This is a genomic window from Streptomyces sp. CA-278952, assembly GCF_028747205.1.
Classification (GTDB): Bacteria; Actinomycetota; Actinomycetes; order Streptomycetales; family Streptomycetaceae; genus Streptomyces.
On sequence record NZ_CP112880.1, the window covers coordinates 7202556 to 7220889 of the forward strand.

The following is an 18334-nucleotide window of genomic DNA, read 5'->3' on the forward strand; positions in this document are numbered from 1 at the left end:
GCGAGCTGTCCGCCGGGCAAACATCGCATCGTGACGAGGATTTGAAGTATGCCGCTCGAGCAAAGCAATTGCTTCCATTCTGAAAATCCCGCTTACGTCATCTATACATCTGGATCCACTGGGGCTCCCAAGGGCACCGTCGTCACTGGTGAGAACCTCGTCAATCTGCTCTCGGACTTCCGGGACCGGCTTTCCTTCGGCCCGGAGGACCGTTTGCTCGCGGTGACGACGTTCGGCTTCGACATCGCCAACCTCGAACTGCTGCTTCCGCTCATCAGCGGCGGACGGGTCGTGCTCGCCTCGAAGGAGACGAGCCAGGACCCGAACGCCCTGGGCAAGCTCATCTCGGCCTCGGGCGCCACCGTGATGCAAGCGACGCCCTCGCTGTGGCAGAGCCTGCTGGCCTCGGGAAACCCCGAGGATCCCCAGCAGTTGAGGGTCCTCGTGGGTGGTGAGGCGCTGCCCCAGCCGCTGGCGAGCGCGCTGCACGGGGCCGCGCGCGAGGTCACCAATGTCTACGGGCCCACCGAGACGACCATCTGGTCCACGGCGGCACTCCTGGACGAGGAGGGCGCCGCCCGCCCGCCCATCGGCCGGCCGCTCGCCAACACCAGGGCGTACGTGCTCGACAGTGCGCTGCGGCCGGTGCCCTCCGGAGTGGCGGGAGAGCTCTACCTCGCCGGCGCGGGCGTGGCCCGCGGCTACCTCAACCGGCCCGCCCTCAGCGCCCAGCGCTTCGTCGCCGACCCCTTCGGCTCTGCGGGCGGCCGCATGTACCGCACCGGCGACCTCGTCCGCCGGAGGGCCGACGGGAACCTGGAGTTCCTGGACCGGGTCGACCGCCAGGTCAAGATCCGCGGCTTCCGCATCGAACTCGGCGAGATAGAGGGCGCGTTGACCCAGCACGCGGCGGTTGCCCGGGCAGCGGTCGTCGTGCACGAGGACCAGGCAGGCGAGAAGCGCCTCGTCGCCTACACGGTGCCTGCCCCCGGCCACGACGCCGCGGTCACCACCCCGCTCCGCACACACCTCGCCGAACGGCTCCCCGCCCACATGGTGCCCTCCACGATCGTCGGACTGGACGCACTGCCCCTGACCCCCAACGGCAAGCTCGACCGCAAGGCCCTGCCCGCACCTGACTTCGCCGCCGCCACCGGCACCTACCGCGGACCACGCACCCCGCAGGAAGAGATCCTGTGCGGACTGTTCGCCGAGGTCCTCGGCGTACCGTCCGCCGGGATCGAGGACAACTTCTTCGACCTGGGCGGCCATTCGCTGCTCGCCACCCGTCTGACCAACGGCGTCCGCGCCAGGCTCGACGTCGAACTCCCCGTCCGCGCCGTCTTCGAGGCACCCACCGTGCGGGCGCTCGCGGCCCTCCTCGCCGGCGGCGACCGGGCCCGCCCCCCACTCGCCGTTGGCGACCGGCCCGCGGAGCTGCCTCTCTCCCACGGCCAGCGACGGCTCTGGTTCCTCAGCCGTCTGGAGGACGGCGGCGCCGCCTACAACATCCCGGCCACCCTGCGGATCACTGGCGACCTGGACCGCGCGGCTCTCGCCGACGCCCTGGCCGACCTCGCGGCCCGGCACGAATCGCTGCGCACCGTTTACCCGGAGGCCGGCGGCGAACCCCGCCAGGTCATTCTCGACGCCGCGACCGCGCGCCCCGCCCTGACCGTCACCCCGGTGAGCGAGGAACTGCTGCCTGCGGAACTCGCGGCGGTCTCGGCACTCGGCTTCGACCTCGGCACCGAACTGCCCCTGCGCGCCAACCTCTTCCCGCTCGCACCGGACAAGCACGTCCTGCTGCTGGTTCTGCACCACATCGCCGGCGACGGCTGGTCCATGGCGCCCCTCGCCCGCGACCTCGGCACCGCGTACGCCGCCCGGCTCGACGGCCGGGCCCCCGACTGGGCACCGCTCCCCGTCCAGTACGCCGACTACACCCTGTGGCAGCGCCGGGTGCTCGGCGCGGAAGACGACCCGGAGAGCGTCCTCGCCGCGCAGACCGACTTCTGGCGGCGTACCCTCGGCGACCTGCCCGAGCAGCTGACCCTGCTCACCGACCGGCCGCGGCCCCGCAAGCTCAGCTTCCGCGGCGGCACCGTGGACATCGCGCTCGACGCCGAGCTGCACGCCCGCCTCCTCGACGTCGCCCAGCGCCACAACGTCACCCTTTTCATGGTCCTCCAGACCGCCGTCGCCACCCTGTGCACCCGGCTGGGCGCCGGCACCGACATCCCCGTCGGCAGCCCCATCTCGGGCCGTACGGACGCGGCCCTCGACGAACTGGTCGGGTTCTTCGTCAACACCCTGGTGCTGCGCACCGACACCTCCGGCGACCCCCGCTTCAGTGACCTGCTGCGCCGCGTCCGCGATACCGCGCTGGCCGCCTACAGCCACCAGGACGTGCCCTTCGAGCGGCTGGTCGAGCTGCTCAACCCGGTCCGCTCGCTGTCCCAGCACCCCCTGTTCCAGGTCTTCCTCGCCCTCCAGAACAACGCCGCCGCCGAGCTCACCCTTCCGGGCCTGACCGTAGCCGTCGAGCCCGACGCCCTGCGGCCCGCCAGGTTCGACCTGGCGTTCGACATCGCGGAGACCTTCGGTGACGGGAAGACGCCCGCCGGGATCACCGGCGTCCTGGAATTCAGCACCGACCTCTTCGACCGGGCCGGCGCCGCCGGGCTGGTCCAGCGCCTCGTTCGCATTCTCGCGTCCGTGGCACAAGACCCCCGTCGGCGCATCGGCGCCATCGAAATCCTCACCGCCGAGGAGCGCGACCGCCTCCTCTGCCGCACCGCCCCCGCACACCCCGCAGGCGCGCACCCCGCCCTGCCTGAGGACGCCCACACCGGCACCACCCTCCACGAGCGCTTCACCGTCATCACCGCCGCCGCACCCGACGCGCCCGCAGTCCGCGCCGGCGACCGTGAGCTGACCCGCGGCGACCTGGACGACCGCGCAGACCGGCTGGCCCACCGGCTCGTCGGGCTCGGCGTGCGCGCCGAGACCCGGGTGGCCGTCTTCCTGGAGCGCTCCCCGGAGCTGGCAGTGGCCATCCTCGCCGTGCTCAAGGCGGGCGGCACCTATGTGCCCCTCCACGAGGCATTCCCCGCCGAGCGGCTTGCGTGGGTCATGGCCGACACCGGTTCCAGCGTGCTGCTCACCGACCGGGCCATGCTCGCCCGCCGCTTCGACCACGACGCCACCGTCGTGGTCCTCGACGACCAGCCGCTCGACGACGAGCCCGTGCCCTCCGGCCCGCCGGCCGTGCGGGTACACCCGGACCATCTCGCCTACATCATGTACACCTCCGGCTCCACCGGCCTGCCCAAGGGCGTCGCCGTCGCCCACCGGGAGGTCCTCGCACTGGCGGCCGACCCGTGCTGGGAAACCGGGCACCACGAACGCGTCCTGCTCCACGCGCCGTACGCCTTCGACATCTCCGACTACGAGCTGTGGGTGCCCCTGTTGGCCGGCGGGGTCGTCGTGCTCGCACCGCCCGGACGCCTGGACACCGGCACGCTCGCCCGCCTCATCGAGCGGGAGGAGATCACCGCGGTGCACTTCACCGCGGGCCTCTTCCGGGTACTCGCCGAGGACGAGCCCGGCTGCCTCGCGGGCGTGCGGGAAGTCCTCACCGGCGGCGACGTCGTCTCGCCGGTCGCCGTGCAGCGCGTCCTGGAGCACGCCCCGGGGGCGGTCGTGCGCCAGCTCTACGGGCCGACCGAGACCACCCTCTGCGCCACCCAGCACGAGGTGCGCGCCCCCTTCGAGGCGGGCACGACCGTGCCGATCGGCCGCCCGCTGGCGGACACCCGGGTGTACCTCCTGGACGACCTGCTCCGCCCCGTGCCCCGGGGTGTGACCGGAGAGGTGTACCTGGCCGGCGCCGGACTCGCCCGCGGCTACGTCAACCTCCCCGGCCGCACCGCCGAGCAGTTCGTCGCCGACGCCTTCGGCCCTCCTGGGTCCCGGATGTACCGCACCGGGGACCTGGCCCGCTGGAACACCGACTGGCGACTGGAGTTCGGCGGACGCGCCGATCACCAGGTCAAGATCCGCGGCTTCCGCATCGAGCCCGGCGAAGTCGCCGCGGCCGTCGCCAGGCACCCGGACGTACGGGAGGCAGAGGTCCTGGCCCGCCCCGACCACCTGGGCGAACAGCGGCTCGTCGGCTATGTGGTGGTCGACTGGCAGCGCCTGGACGAGCGCGTCGAGACCGGCACCCGCGAGCAGGTCACCGAGTGGCAGCAAATCTATGACGGCATGTACGGCCGTGCCACTGGCGCCGAGTTCGGTGAGGACTTCACCGGCTGGGACAGCAGCTACGACGGAGAGCCGCTCCCGCTGGAGCAGATGCGCGAGTGGCGCGCGTCCATCGTCGACCGCGTTCGCGCACTGCGCCCTCGGCGCGTGCTGGAGATCGGAGTGGGCACCGGGCTGATCCTCAGCCGGCTCGCCGGGGACTGCGAGGCCTACTGGGCCACCGACTTCTCCGCCGAGGCCATCGCCACACTCCGCGACCGCCTCCACGACCTGCCCGAGCTGGGCTCCCGCGTGGAGCTGCGCGTCCAGCCGGCCGACGATGTCGACGGGCTGCCCGAGGGCTACTTCGACACGGTCGTCATCAACTCGGTCACCCAGTACTTCCCGCACGCCGGGTACCTGGAATCCGTGCTCGACAGGGTGGTCGGCCTGGTCGCCCCCGGCGGCTCGGTGTTCGTCGGTGACATACGCAACCACACGCTCCTGCGCGGTTTTCACACCGCGGTCGCCCTGGCCCGCACGCCGGACCCGGCGGACGCGTCCGAGCTGCGCCGCGACGTCGACCGGCGCGTGCTGCGGGAGAAGGAACTGCTCGTCGCTCCCGCCTTCTTCCAGCGCTTCGGCTCCGGCAACGCGCTGGTGGGCGGCGTGGACATCAGAGTCAAGAGCGGTGGCTTCCACAACGAGCTCAGCCGCTACCGGTACGACGTCGTCCTCCACCGCAAGGGGCCGGGCGACCTGCTCACCGTCACCGGCGCCCCGGTGCTGAACTGGGCCGACGACGTCACGGGCCTGACCGCGCTGCGGGACGCCCTGGCCTCCGGCCGGCCGCAGGCGCTCCGCGTGACCGGAGTCCCCAACGCGCGCACGGCGGCCGAGGCCGCGGCCGCGCGGGCACTGGTGGCGGGCGAGGACCTCGCGCGCATCCGCGAGGCGTACGCCGGCGCCGAGGGCATCGACCCCGACGACCTCACCGCGCTCGGTTCCGAACTGGGCTACCGGACCGCGCTCACCTGGACCGAGGGCGACACCGAGGGCCGCCTGGACGTGCTGTTCGCCACCGCCTCGGCCGGCTCGCCGACGGTGCCCCTCGTCACCCACGGTGCCGACGACGGCGAGCGGGCGTACGGCGGCGCGCTCACCAACGCCCCGGTCGCCTTCCGCGAGTCCGGTCAGCTCACCACATCTCTGCGGGAGTACCTGCGCGACTGGCTGCCCGACTACATGATCCCCGCCGCGTTCGTCGTGTTCGACTCGCTCCCGGTCACCGAGAACGGCAAGCTCGACCGCGCCCTCCTGCCCGTCCCCGACCTGGACGCCGAGGTACGCGGCGGCGCACCCCGGACAGCGGAAGAGGAAACCCTCTGCCGACTGTTCGCCGAGGTCCTGGGCGTGCCCGGAGTCGGCGTCGACGACGGCTTCTTCGCGCTGGGCGGCCACTCGCTCCTGGCGATCCGCCTGGTCAACGCCGTGCGCACCGCCCTGGGCGCCGAGCTGACCGTGCGGGCCGTCTTCGAGGCGCCGACGGTGGCGGAGCTGGCCCGGCGCCTTGGCCCCGCCGGCCCTGGAAGGCCGGCCCTCGTGCCGGCGGACCGGCCCGCCGTGGTGCCCCTGTCGTACGCCCAGCGGCGGCTGTGGTTCCTCAACCGCCTGGGCAAGGCCGGCGGCGCGTACAACATCCCCGTCGCCCTCCGGCTCTCCGGCGACCTCGACCGGCAGGCCCTGACCGAGGCCCTGAGGGACGTGGTGGTCCGCCACGAGAGCCTGCGCACCACCTTCCCCGAGGCCGACGGCCAACCCTGCCAGCTGGTCCACGACCCGGCGGACGTGACCGTCGGAATCGACGTGGTCCCGGCCGACGAGGAGACCTGGCGGTCCGCCATCGCGGAGGCCTGCGGTCACGACTTCGATCTCACCCACGAACTGCCCTTCCGGGCGACCCTGTTCGCTCTGTCACCCGCTGAGCACGTCCTGCTGGTGGTGCTGCACCACATCGCGGGCGACGGCTGGTCCATGGCGCCCCTCGCCCGGGACGTCGCCACCGCCTACGCCGCCCGAGCCGACGACCGCGCGCCCGGCTTCCCGCCCATGGCCGTCCAGTACGCCGACTACACCCTGTGGCAGCGCGAGGTCCTCGGCAGCGAGCAGGACCCCGACAGCCGGTTGTCCGAGGAGCTTGCCCACTGGAGGGGCGCCCTGGCCGGGCTGCCCGCCGAGCTGGACCTGCCCACGGACCGCCCCCGGCCCGTCGAGTTCAGCTACCGAGGCGGGTCCGTGCCCCTGACCATCGACCCCGCCCTGCACAACCGGCTCGCCCGCCTGGCGCGCGAACACAACGCCAGCCTCTTCATGGTGCTCCAGGCCGGCCTCGCCGCACTGCTGACCAGGCTCGGCGCCGGTACCGACATCCCCATCGGTACCCCGGTCGCCGGACGGGACGACACGGCGCTCGACGACCTCGTCGGCTTCTTCGTCAACACCCTCGTGCTGCGCACCGACACCTCGGGCGACCCCGGCTTCGCCGAACTGCTCGGCCGGGTGGCCGAGGCCGACCTGGCCGCGTACGGCAACCCCCACGTGCCCTTCGAGCGCCTGGTCGAGGTCCTCAACCCGCCCCGCTCCCTGGGACGGCACCCCCTCTTCCAGGTCATGCTCGCGCTCCAGAACAACGCGGAGCCAGACCCCCGCCTGCCCGGCCTGCGGGTCGGCGTCCCCGATATCGACCCCACCTCGGTGAAGTTCGACCTCGACGTCCAGCTGAGCGAGCGCTTCGACGAGAGCGGGGCACCGTCCGGCGTCACCGGCCGGATCGCCTACAGCGCCGACCTGTTCGACGAGGACACGGTCGCCCGCCTGGGCTACCGGTTCGTCCACCTGCTGGCGGCCGTCGCTGCCGCCCCCGGGCTGCCCCTCGGAGCCGTCGACATCCTCTCGCCGGACGAGCACACTCGCATCGTGGAGGAGTGGGGCGGCACTACTGGCCCCGGCCCGGTGACGGACGTGGTCGCGGCCTTCGAGACCGCCGCGGCCGCCTCGCCCCGGTCCACCGCGGTGGTCAGTGGCGGCACCGCCCTGTCCTACGCGGAACTGGACGGCCGGGCGAACCGGCTGGCACACCTCCTCCAGGCGCGTGGCGTCCGCCCGGGCGATCTCGTCGCCGTGGCGCTGCCCCGCGGCGCCGACATGATCGTGGCGGTCTGGGCGGTGCTCAAGACCGGCGCCGGATACATGCCCGTCGAACCGGCGTACCCGGCTGAACGCATCGCGTTCATGCTCGCCGACGCCGCACCCGGCCTGGTGGTGACGCGGACGTCGGTGTCGGACCGCCTGCCTGCCGGCGCCGAGGCCATCGTGCTGGACGGCGCCGACACCGTCGACGCGCTCGCCGGGATGCCCGGCACGTCGCTCACCAACCGCACACCGGTCCCGGGCGCCTCACCCGCGTACGTCATCTACACCTCGGGGTCGACCGGCCGGCCGAAGGGCGTGGTCGTCTCCCGCCGGTCCATGTCGGTGTTCCTGTCCTGGGCGGTGCGCAGCTTCGGCGCCGACGGCCTGGCGAAGGTGCTGGCCTCGACGTCGCTGTCCTTCGACGTGTCGGTGTTCGAGATCTTCGCGCCGCTGCTCGCGGGCGGTTGCGTCGAGGTCGTCACCGACCTCCTGGCGCTCGCCGAACGGCCCTGGTCCGGAACGCTGATCAGCGGCGTGCCGTCGGTCGTGTCGGCCCTGCTGGACGCAGGCACATCGCTGGACTGCGACCGGATCGTCCTGGCCGGCGAGGCACTGCCCGAGCACCTCGTCCGCAGGCTGCGACAGCACGCCCCCGGCGTCCGGATCGCCAACCTGTACGGGCCCACCGAATCCACCGTCTACGCCACCGGCTGGTACGAGACCGCCTCCGGCCAGGTGTGCGCGCCGCCCATCGGGCAGCCGCTGCCCGGCACCCGCGTGCACGTCCTCGACGCCCGGCTGCACCCCGTGCCCGCCGGGGTCACCGGTGAGCTGTACCTGGCCGGACCCAAGGTCGCCGACGGCTACCTCGGTCGGCCCGGCCTCACGGCCCACCACTTCGTGCCCGACCCCCACGGCCCCGCCGGCTCCCGCATGTACCGCACCGGTGACCTGGCCCGCTGGGACGCCGACGGCGTCCTGCACTACCTTGGCCGCGCCGACCAGCAGGTCAAGATCCGGGGATTCCGCATCGAACCGGGGGAGATCGAGAGCGTCCTCACCCGCCACCCCGCGGTCACCCACGCCATCGTCACCACCCACACCGCCCCCACCGGTGAACGCCGGCTCGTCGCCTACGTGACCACGGTGCCGGGCGCCCGCCCCACCCACGGGGAACTGACCCGGCACATCACCGCCACGCTCCCCGAGCACATGATGCCGGCCGCCACCGTGGTCCTGGACGCCCTGCCGGTCAACGCCAACGGCAAGCTCGACCGGAAGGCCCTGCCCGCACCCGACTTCGACACCGACACGCCAGGCCGCGCCCCGCGCAACCCCGCCGAGGAGCTGATGTGCGCCCTCTTCGCGGACGTCCTCGGCGTGCCCTCCGTCGGCGCGGACGACAGCTTCTTCGACCACGGCGGGCACAGCCTGCTGGCCACCCGGCTGGTCAACGCCGTCCGTACCGCCTTCGGCGCCGAACTCGCCCTGCGGGCGGTCTTCGAGGCACCGACCCCCGTCGGCCTCGTCGAGCGGCTCCCCTCCGCGGGAACGGCCCGCCCGCCCCTGACCCCGGCCGAGCGCCCGGAGCGGATCCCGCTCTCCTACGCCCAGCAGCGGCTGTGGCTGCTGAACCAGCTCGACGGCACTGGTGACACCTACAACGTGCCCATGGCTCTGCGGCTGACCGGGCCCCTGGACCTCGACGCCCTCTGGGCCGCCCTGACCGACCTGGTGGACCGCCACGAGACCCTGCGCACCGTGTACCCGGCCGTCCGCGGAGTCCCCTCCCAGGCAGTCAGGGACACCGCCGCGGCCGCGCCCCGACCGGCCGTGATGGACACCATCGAGGAGCGGCTGCCCGCCGCGCTCGCGGAGGCCGCCGGACGCGGCTTCGACCTGACTGCCGACCTCCCGCTGCGCACCACCGTGTTCCGGCTCGGCAGGGAGGAGCACGTCCTGCTCCTGGTGCTGCACCACATAGCCTGCGACGGAGCCTCGCTCGGCCCGTTGGCCGCCGAACTCGGCGCCGCCTACCGGGCGCGACGTTCCGGCGCCGCCCCCGACTGGAGTCCGCTGCCGGTCCAGTACGCCGACTACACCCTGTGGCAGCGCGCGGTGCTGGGCTCCGAGGACGACCCGGACAGCCTCGTCGCCCGCCAACTGGCCCACTGGCGGACGGCACTGGCCGGTCTGCCGGAGGAACTGCCCCTGCCCGTGGACCGCCCGCGCCCCGCCGTGCTCGGCCACCGCGGCGGCACCGTGACGGCGGAGCTCGACGCGACGCTGCACCACCGGCTGCGGGACCTGGCCCGGGAGACCGGAGCCACGCCCTTCATGGTTCTCCAGGCGGGCCTCGCCGCCCTGCTCACCCGGCTCGGCGCGGGCACCGACATCCCCGTCGGCACCCCGGTCGCCGGACGCGGCGACACGGCGCTCGGCGGGCTCGTCGGCTTCTTCGTCAACACCCTGGTGCTGCGCACCGACACCTCGGGCGACCCGGCCTTCGCCGACCTGGTCCGGCGGGTCCGGCAGAACACGCTCGCCGCGCTCGCCCACCAGGACGTACCGTTCGAACGGCTCGTCGAGGCGCTCAACCCGGAACGCAGCATGTCCCGCCACCCGCTGTTCCAAGTCCTCGCGACCGTCCGGGACTATCGGCCGTCGACGGCCGAGATCGTCGGCACGACCGTCACCGAGGTACTCGTGGACCCGGGCGTGGCCAAATTCGACCTGGAGTTCACCTTCGGCGAGACCTTCGAGGCCACCGAGCCCGCCGGCATCGCCGTCGAACTGCGCTACAGCAAGGACCTCTTCGACGACATCACCGCCCAGCACATCGTCACCCGGCTTGCGCTCCTGCTGGACGACCTCACCGCCGACCCGCACAAGCCCCTCGCCGCCGCCCGGGTACTGCTGCCGCACGAGGCCCGTGCCATCGAGGACTGGTCCGGCACCGGTGCAACCGTGCCCGACGACACCGTCACCGCGCTGTTCGAGGCCCGGGCGGCGAGGATGCCCGACGGCGTCGCCCTGCGGTCCGGCGCGTCCACCCTGACGTACGCGGAGCTCAACCGGCGCGCCAACCGCGTCGCGCACACCCTGGCCGGACTCGGTATCGGGCCGGAGAGCTTCGTCGCACTCGCCCTGCCCCGCTCGGCCGACCAGATCACGGCCCTCCTCGGCGTGCTCAAGGCGGGCGCCGCGTACCTGCCGGCCGACCCGGACTACCCCGCCGAGCGCCTCCGCACCATGCTCGGCGACGCCCGGCCCGCGCTGGTGGTGACCCGCCAGGACGCCCTCGGCGCGCTCCCGTCGCCGCTTCCCGGCGGCATGCGCGTCCTCGACCTGGACGAGCCGGCGACCGCCGCGGCGATCGCCGCCGCGCCGAACACCGACCCCACCGACAGCGACCGGACCGCGCCCCTGCGGCACGAACACCCGGCCTACCTCATCTTCACCTCCGGTTCCACCGGCCGGCCCAACGGCGTGATCGTGACCCACACGGGCACCGCCAACCTGGCCGTCCGCCAGATCGAGTGGTTCCGGGTGGAGGAGGGGGACCGGATGCTCCAGTTCGCGTCCCCGAGCTTCGACGCGGCCTTCTCCGAAGTCACCACGGCGCTGCTGGCGGGCGCGGAACTGGTCCTGGCCACCAAGGACGAACTGACCCCCGGCCGCCCGCTGGCCGAGGTGCTCGCCCGGCACCGGATCACCCATGTGACCCTGCCGCCCGTCGCCCTGCCGCTGCTCCCGCCGGAGGCGCTCGCCTCCGTCACCACCCTCGTCACCGCGGGCGACGCCCTGCCGCGGGACGCGGTCCGCCGCTGGGGACCGGGCCGCCGTCTTGTCAACGCCTACGGGCCGACCGAGGCCACCGTGTGCGCCACCATGAGCGAGCCGCTGAACGGCGACGACGAGCCGACCATCGGCCGACCCCTGGGCGGGGTTCGCGTCCACGTCCTCGACGACCGGCTGCGCCCCGTTCCACCCGGTGCCACCGGCGAGCTGTACGTCGGCGGACCGGGGCTGGCCCGCGGCTATGCCGGCCGGCCGGGACCGACCGCGGCGCGCTTCGTGGCCAACCCCTACGGCCCGCCCGGTGCGCGCATGTACCGCACGGGTGACCTGGTGCGCTGGGACCGGGACGGCCGGCTGCACTTCGGCGGGCGTGCAGACCACCAGCTCTCGGTGCGCGGGTTCCGCGTCGAGCCGGGCGAGGTCGAGGCGGCGCTCCTGGCCCACCCGGCCGTCACGCAGGCCGCGGTGATCCTCTACGACGACGGGCGCGGCGGACGGACGCTGACCGGCTACGTGGTGCCCGCCGCCGGGCACACCGCCGACGCCACAGCACTGCGGCGCCACGTGGCCACCGCGCTGCCCGGTCACATGGTGCCGGCGGCGGTCGTGCCGCTGGAGCGGTTCCCGCTCACTCCCAACGGCAAGCTCGACCGGCAGGCGCTGCCCGCTCCCGGATCCACCTCCGGAGCGTCCGGCCGCGCCCCGCGCACCCCGCGCGAGGAACTGCTGTGCGAGCTGTTCGCGGAGGCGCTCGGCGTGCCGAGGGTCGGAATCGACGACAGCTTCTTCGCCCTGGGCGGACACTCGCTGCTGGCCGCCGCGCTCATCGGCCGCTTGCACGAGGCGCTGGGCGTCGAGATCGGCCTGCGGAGCCTGTTCGAGGCCCCCACCGTCGCCGAGCTCGCCGAGCGGCTGGAGACCGGCTCCGGCCCAGGCGGGGGAGAGTTCGACGTCCTGCTACCGCTGCGCCCCGGAGGCGAGGGGCCCGCGCTGTTCTGCGTCCCCGCCGCCGGCGGACTGGGCTGGTCGTTCGCCGGGCTCGCCCCGCACATCCCCGGGCTGCACCCGCTGTACGCCCTCCAGTCGCCCGGCCTGACGGACCCGTGCGAGCGGTCCGCCACCGTCGAGGAGACGGCCGCGCGGTACGTGGAGCGAATCCGCGAGGTCGACCCGAACGGCCCGTACCACCTCGTCGGCTGGTCGGTCGGCGGGCTGATCGCCCACGAGATGGCTGTACGGCTGCGGGCCGCCGGCGCCGAAGTCGCCCTGCTGGCAGCCCTGGACGCCTACCCTCTGGCGGGCACTCCCGCCACGCCGCCGGACCGCGCGGAAGTGGCGGAGACGGTGCGCGGCCAGGCCGGCGGGAACCACCTCGACGACGACGCCACCGAGCGGCTCGTCGAGGTCTACCTCGGCAACGCGCGGGCGGCCCGCGCCTTCACCCCGGGCATCTTCGAGGGTGACCTCGTGCTCTTCTCGGCCGACCAGGACGCCACAGGGACGCTGACGCCCCGACTGTGGCTGCCGCACATCGGCGGACACGTGGAGCAGCACCACGTGGCGTGCGGCCACGAGGAGATGACCCGTCCCGGGCCGCTGTCGGCCATCGGCCCCGTACTGGCCGGGAAGCTGGCCCACGGCCTGACCGCACGGCACGACGAGCACCCCACCCACCGCGCTTGATCACCGAAGAGTATGGAGAGGAAACATCGTGACCAACCCCTTTGAGGACGAGAACGGCACCTACTTCGTGCTGCGCAACGACGAAGGGCAGCACTCCCTGTGGCCGGCGTTCGCCGACGTACCCGCCGGCTGGACGGCCGTGTTCGGCGAGGCCGGCCGACAGGCCTGCCTGGACCACATCGAGGAGAACTGGACCGACATGCGTCCCGCCAGCCTGGTCGCGGCGATGGGAGACAGTGCCGAATGACGCGCACAGGCGGGGGAACGAACGGCACTACTCAGGGGAACACGGCTGTGAACGCATCACGGAACACCGGCTTCCAGGACATGTCCATCGATCATGTGACGCTGTACGTCGAGGATCTCGACGCCAAGGCGGACGAACTCGCCCGCGCCTACGGCCTCGAGGTGTACGCCACGGCCGTCGCGGAGGACGGGGCGCGTTCTGCCGCGGTCGGCCGCGAGCGGATACGGCTGGTCCTGACCGAGGCGGTGGCCGACGACCACCCGGCCGCCGTGTACACCCGGCTGCACGGCGAGGGGGTCGCCGACATCGCCCTGAGGGTGCCCGACGCCTCGGCCGCCTTCGCCGAGGCCGTCCGCCGAGGTGCCCGACCGGTCGCGGAACCGGCCGAGCGCGACGGCGTCGTCACCGCCTCGGTGATGGCCTTCGGTGACGTCCGGCACACCTTGGTCCAGCGCCTCGAAGGCGTTCCCGGCGACCGGCTCCCGGGCTTCGTCCCCGCAACCGGCGGCGCACCGCCCGCCCCGACCGGACTGCTGGAGATCGACCACTTCGCGGTCTGCCTGGAACCGGGCGCACTTCGGCCGGTCGTCGAGTTCTACGAGCGGGTCCTCGACTTCCGCAACACCTTCACCGAGAAGATCGTCGTCGGTTCGCAGGCGATGGACTCCGAGGTCGTCCAGAACCCGTCCGGCACGGTGACGCTCACCCTCATCGAGCCCGACACCCGCCGAGAGCCCGGTCAGATCGACTTCTTCATCAAGAACCATGGCGGCGCCGGCGTCCAGCACATCGCCTTCCGTACCGAGGACATCGTCCAGTCGGTGGGCGCCATGCGCACCCGGGGTGTCGACTTCCTGACCACCCCCGCCACCTACTACCGCATGCTGGGTGACCGGCTGCGGCTGGTACGGCACTCCGCGGACCGGCTCGCCGACTTCGACGTCCTGGCCGACGAGGACCACGCCGGTCAGCTCTTCCAGATCTTCACCAGGTCGGTCCACCCCCGCAGGACGCTGTTCTTCGAGGTCATCGAGCGGGCGGGGGCCACCACCTTCGGCAGCGGCAACATCAAGGCGCTGTACGAGGCCGTCGAAGCGGAGCAGCTGGGATGACGGTCGCCGAGGTGCTCGAGGACCCCGATCCGGTGTGCCTGGACGACGTCCGGGCGGACGCCCGCGCGGTGCTGGACCCCGGCGTCTGGGACTTCGTCGAGGGCGGCAGCGGTACGGAGGCGGTCCTGGCAGCGAACCGCGCCGCCTTCGCCGACATCGCGCTCGTGCCGCGGGTCCTCACCGGCGTCGCCGAGGCCGACACTCGCACCCGGCTGCTCGGCAGCCACGCCGCGATGCCCGTCGCCGTCGCGCCCATGGCCTACCAGCGGCTGGTCCATGAGGACGGCGAACTCGCCACCGCCCTGGCGGCCCGCACGGCCGGCGTCCCCTTCGTCGTGAGCACCCTGAGCAGCCACCGCGTGGAGGACATCGCCGCGACCGGGGCGACCACCTGGTTCCAGCTCTACTGCCTGCGCGACCGGGCCAAAAACCACGAACTGGTCGCCCGTGCCGAGGCCGCCGGCTGCGAGGCGCTCATGGTCACCGTCGATGTTCCGCTGATGGGTCGCAGGCTCCGGGACGTCCGCAACGGCTTCACGCTCCCCCGCCACGTGCGGGCGGCCAACCTGGACAGCGGTCCGGCCACCGAGGCGCATCGCCGGTTCGGCGGCGGCTCGGCGCTCGCCGTGCACACCAGCAGCGCGTTCGCGCCCGGGCTGAACTGGCGCGACCTGGCCGAGCTGCGCGCCAGGACGTCGCTGCCCGTGGTGGTAAAAGGAATCCTCGACCAGCGGGACGCCCGCGCGGCCGTGGATGTCGGAGCCGACGCCGTCGTGGTGTCCAACCACGGGGGCCGCCAGCTGGACGGCGCCGTGCCCAGCGCCCGGGCGCTGCCTGCCGTGGCCGAGGCCGTCGGCGGCGACTGCGAAGTCCTGCTGGACAGCGGCGTGCGCGGCGGCATGGACGTGCTGAAGGCGCTAGCCCTCGGGGCCCGGGGCGTCCTGCTCGGCCGCCCGGTGCTGTGGGGCCTCGCGGCGGGCGGAGAGCGGGGCGTGGAGCAGGTACTGGGCCTGGTGCGAACCGAGTTGGGCCAGGGCATGACGCTGGCCGGATGCGCTGACGCCACGGCCGCGGCGGCGCTGCGTACGGAGAGGACGGGCGCCCATGCCTGACACGGAATCCGTGGACCTGGTCACGGCGGAGCTGCACGGATCGCTGGAGGACCCGGCGCTCACGTCGATGAACTTCCTCAACGAGATCACCGGGCGTTACCCCGAGGCGCTGTCCTTCGCGCCGGGCCGCCCCGTGGAACGGTTCTTCGATGTGGAGTCCGTCCACCGCCGCCTGCGGACCTTTACCGACCACCTCTCCGGCGAACTGGGCTACTCCCAGGGGGAGGTGAGCCGGACACTGTGCCAGTACGGCCGTACAAAGGGCATCGTGCACGGCCTCGTTGCCCGCAGCCTCGCGCGCGACGAGGGCATCGACGCCGACCCGGAGTCGATCGTGGTCACCGTCGGCTGCCAGGAGGCGATGTTCCTGGTCCTGCGGGCGCTGCGCGCCAACCCGCGCGATGTTCTGCTGTCGGTCTCGCCCATGTACGTCGGCCTCACCGGTGCGGCACGGCTGGTCGACATGCCGGTGCTGCCCGTCGCCGGCGGCGCGGCCGGTATCGACCTGGACGACCTTGTCGCGCGGATCCACGGCGCGAGGCAGCGGGGCCTGCGTCCGCGGGCGTGCTACGTGATGCCCGACTTCGCCAATCCGTCCGGTCTCAGCATGGACCTGGCCACCCGCCGCGCGCTGCTGGAGGTGGCCGAGAGGGAGGACATCCTCCTGCTGGAGGACAACCCGTACGGGTTGTTCCACGGCGGAGGGGGAAAGCCGCCCACCCTCAAGGCGCTGGACAGCGCGCGCCGCGTGGTCTACCTGGGCTCTTTCGCCAAGACGGTGCTGCCCGGCGCCAGGGTCGGCTACGCGGTGGCCGATCAGCGCGTCCGCGACGCGCGGGGCACCACCGGCCTGTTCGCCGACCAGCTCTCCAAGATCAAGAGCATGGTCACGGTGAACACCTCACCCATCGCCCAAGCAGTGGTCGGCGGAGCGCTGTTGGAGAACGGTTACAGCCTGGACTCGGCGAACGGCCGGGAACAGGAGGTCTACCGGCGCAACCTCCGCCAGGTCGTGGACGGACTGGAGGCCAGGTTCGCCGACTGCCCAGGCGTCTCCTGGAACACCCCGGCCGGCGGGTTCTTCGTGAGCGTGACCGTGCCCTTCACGGTCGACGACGACCTGTTGGAGGTGTCCGCACGGCGCTTCGGCGTGCTCTGGACACCGATGTGCCACTTCTACAGCGGACCGGGCGGCTCCAACGAGCTGCGTCTCTCGGTCAGTTCGCTCAGCGGTGCCGAGATCGAGGAGGGACTCGACCGGCTCGCCGCTCTCTTCGTCGAACGGAGTCGTGGCTCCGTGAATATGCGGTTTGTGCACAGCGGAGACCGAGCCCCGTAATCTGCGAGCATGTGGGGTGCTACGCCGGACGAAGGAGATCAGTTGTTACGTCTTCAAGCAGTGAGTAAGCGCTATGGCCGCGGCGCTTGGATCCTGAGAGACGTGGACGTGGAGGCCCCGGCCGGCGAGGTTGTGGCATTCGCAGGCGGGAACGGATCGGGTAAGTCGACACTGCTGCGGATCGCGGTGGGCCTGTCGCGGCCGACTCGCGGCACGGTGGTCGACCGGCCGCCCGTCGTCGGGTACGTCCCGGACCGGTTCTCACCCAACGAACGCATGTCGGCCGTGGCGTACCTGACACACATGGGCCGCGTCCGCGGGCTGACCACCTCGGTCGCTTCGGCGCGGGCCGACCGGCTGCTGGACCGGCTCGCCCTGGTGGGCGGCAAGCACGCCCCCCTGCGGAGCCTGTCGAAGGGCAACGCGCAGAAGGTCGCGCTGGCCCAGGCCCTCCTGGTGGACCCCGGGCTGCTCGTCCTGGACGAGCCGTGGTCCGGGCTGGACGCTGACGCCCACGGTGTGCTCGCCGAGATCATGACCGAGGTCGCGGCCTCCGGTGGCACCGTCGTGTTCACCGACCACCGCGAATCGGTCACCCGGGCCCGCGCCACCCGGACCTACACGGTCAGCAGGGGCCACGTGGCCCTGAAGGGGCCCGAGACGCGGGCCACCGAGCAGCGGCCCGTGTCCGACGTCGTCCTGACCGCGGGCCGGGACGGCCGGGTACCGCAGGACCTCGGCTGGGAACAACTCGACGGCGTACTGACGGTGAGCCGGGACGTCATGGGCGTCAGGATGAGCGTGGGGCGCGAGTCCACCGACGCTCTGCTGTTCACCGCACTCCAGCACGGCTGGTCCGTCGAGCGCGTCACCGGGACGACCACGGACCACCACGAGACGCCGAACGCCGCGACCAAGGGAGACATGCGGTGATCGCGCTCATCCGCTATACCTTTGCCACCGTGCTGCACACGCAGCGTTACCTCGCCCCGTTCCTCCTCTTCATGGGCCTCATGGGCGTGCTGACCGTCAACGGCAGCGGCCCGCTGGCCCCCGCCTACGCCTCCTCCGCCGGTGCGCTGTTCGTCTGCTCGACCTGGCTGACCATCGCTCTGATGAGTCTGGACGACCCGCCGCAGCGGGCGATCGTCGTCATCACCGCAGGCGGCCGACCGCTCACGGTCCTCCTCGCGGCGATCGGCACGGCCCTGCTGAGCTGTCTCGTTCTGATGGTTTTCGGACTGCTCTTCCCGTTGTGGATGGGCGACTACGTGGTGACCACGGTCGACCTTCTGGTGGGTCTTGAGGCGCAGCTCACCTGTGCCCTCATCGGCATCGCCATCGGCGTGCTGTGCTCGCGGCTGGTTTTCAGACGGCAGGGGTACGGGCTGGTCGCCGCTCTCGCGCTGGTGATGGGAGCTCTCTTCGTCAAGGGCATGCCTCCGGTCAACCGCCTGTTCACCCTGATGTCCACGACCTCCGACGCGGAAGAACTGCTCGCCCCCGCCGGGATCATGCTGGCGATCTCCGTGGTGATCCTTGCCATGTTCACCGCCGCCACGCAGTTCGTCGCCGGGCGCAGGGAATAGACTGCCGACCC

The 18334-nt window shown here is 72.6% G+C and carries 7 protein-coding genes; all 7 read left to right on the plus strand.

Features of this window, described 5'->3' with window-relative positions:
• Positions 1-48: 48 nt before the first annotated feature.
• The 7 genes from N7925_RS31775 to N7925_RS31805 all read left to right on the plus strand — a co-directional run bounded on the left by N7925_RS31775 (position 49) and on the right by N7925_RS31805 (position 18323).
• On the plus strand, positions 49-12924 hold the full coding sequence (locus N7925_RS31775) for a non-ribosomal peptide synthetase (RefSeq protein ID WP_274345891.1): 12876 nt from the start codon (positions 49-51) through the stop codon (positions 12922-12924).
• Positions 12925-12952: 28 nt separating this feature from the next.
• Complete coding sequence (locus tag N7925_RS31780; RefSeq protein WP_274345892.1) at positions 12953-13171, plus strand: MbtH family protein; 219 nt, start codon at positions 12953-12955, stop codon at positions 13169-13171.
• A 47-nt stretch (positions 13172-13218) separates the two neighbouring features.
• The gene (gene hppD, locus N7925_RS31785) at positions 13219-14283 is read left to right on the plus strand and encodes a 4-hydroxyphenylpyruvate dioxygenase (RefSeq protein WP_265602913.1); all 1065 of its coding nucleotides are present in this window, start codon (positions 13219-13221) and stop codon (positions 14281-14283) included.
• Complete coding sequence (locus tag N7925_RS31790) at positions 14280-15395, plus strand: alpha-hydroxy acid oxidase (RefSeq protein ID WP_274345893.1); 1116 nt, start codon at positions 14280-14282, stop codon at positions 15393-15395. Before hppD ends, N7925_RS31790 begins: the two co-directional genes overlap by 4 nt.
• Entirely contained in the window at positions 15388-16734 is a 1347-nt protein-coding gene (locus N7925_RS31795; RefSeq protein WP_274345894.1) for an aminotransferase-like domain-containing protein, read from the plus strand. Before N7925_RS31790 ends, N7925_RS31795 begins: the two co-directional genes overlap by 8 nt.
• A gap of 102 nt (positions 16735-16836) precedes the next feature.
• The gene (locus N7925_RS31800; protein ID WP_274345895.1) at positions 16837-17667 is read left to right on the plus strand and encodes an ATP-binding cassette domain-containing protein; all 831 of its coding nucleotides are present in this window, start codon (positions 16837-16839) and stop codon (positions 17665-17667) included.
• Positions 17664-18323 carry a hypothetical protein gene (locus tag N7925_RS31805; RefSeq protein WP_274345896.1) on the plus strand — a complete coding sequence of 220 codons (660 nt, stop codon included), beginning with the start codon at positions 17664-17666 and terminating at the stop codon, positions 18321-18323. The genes N7925_RS31800 and N7925_RS31805 overlap by 4 nt, the downstream gene beginning before the upstream one ends.
• Positions 18324-18334 lie beyond the last annotated feature (11 nt).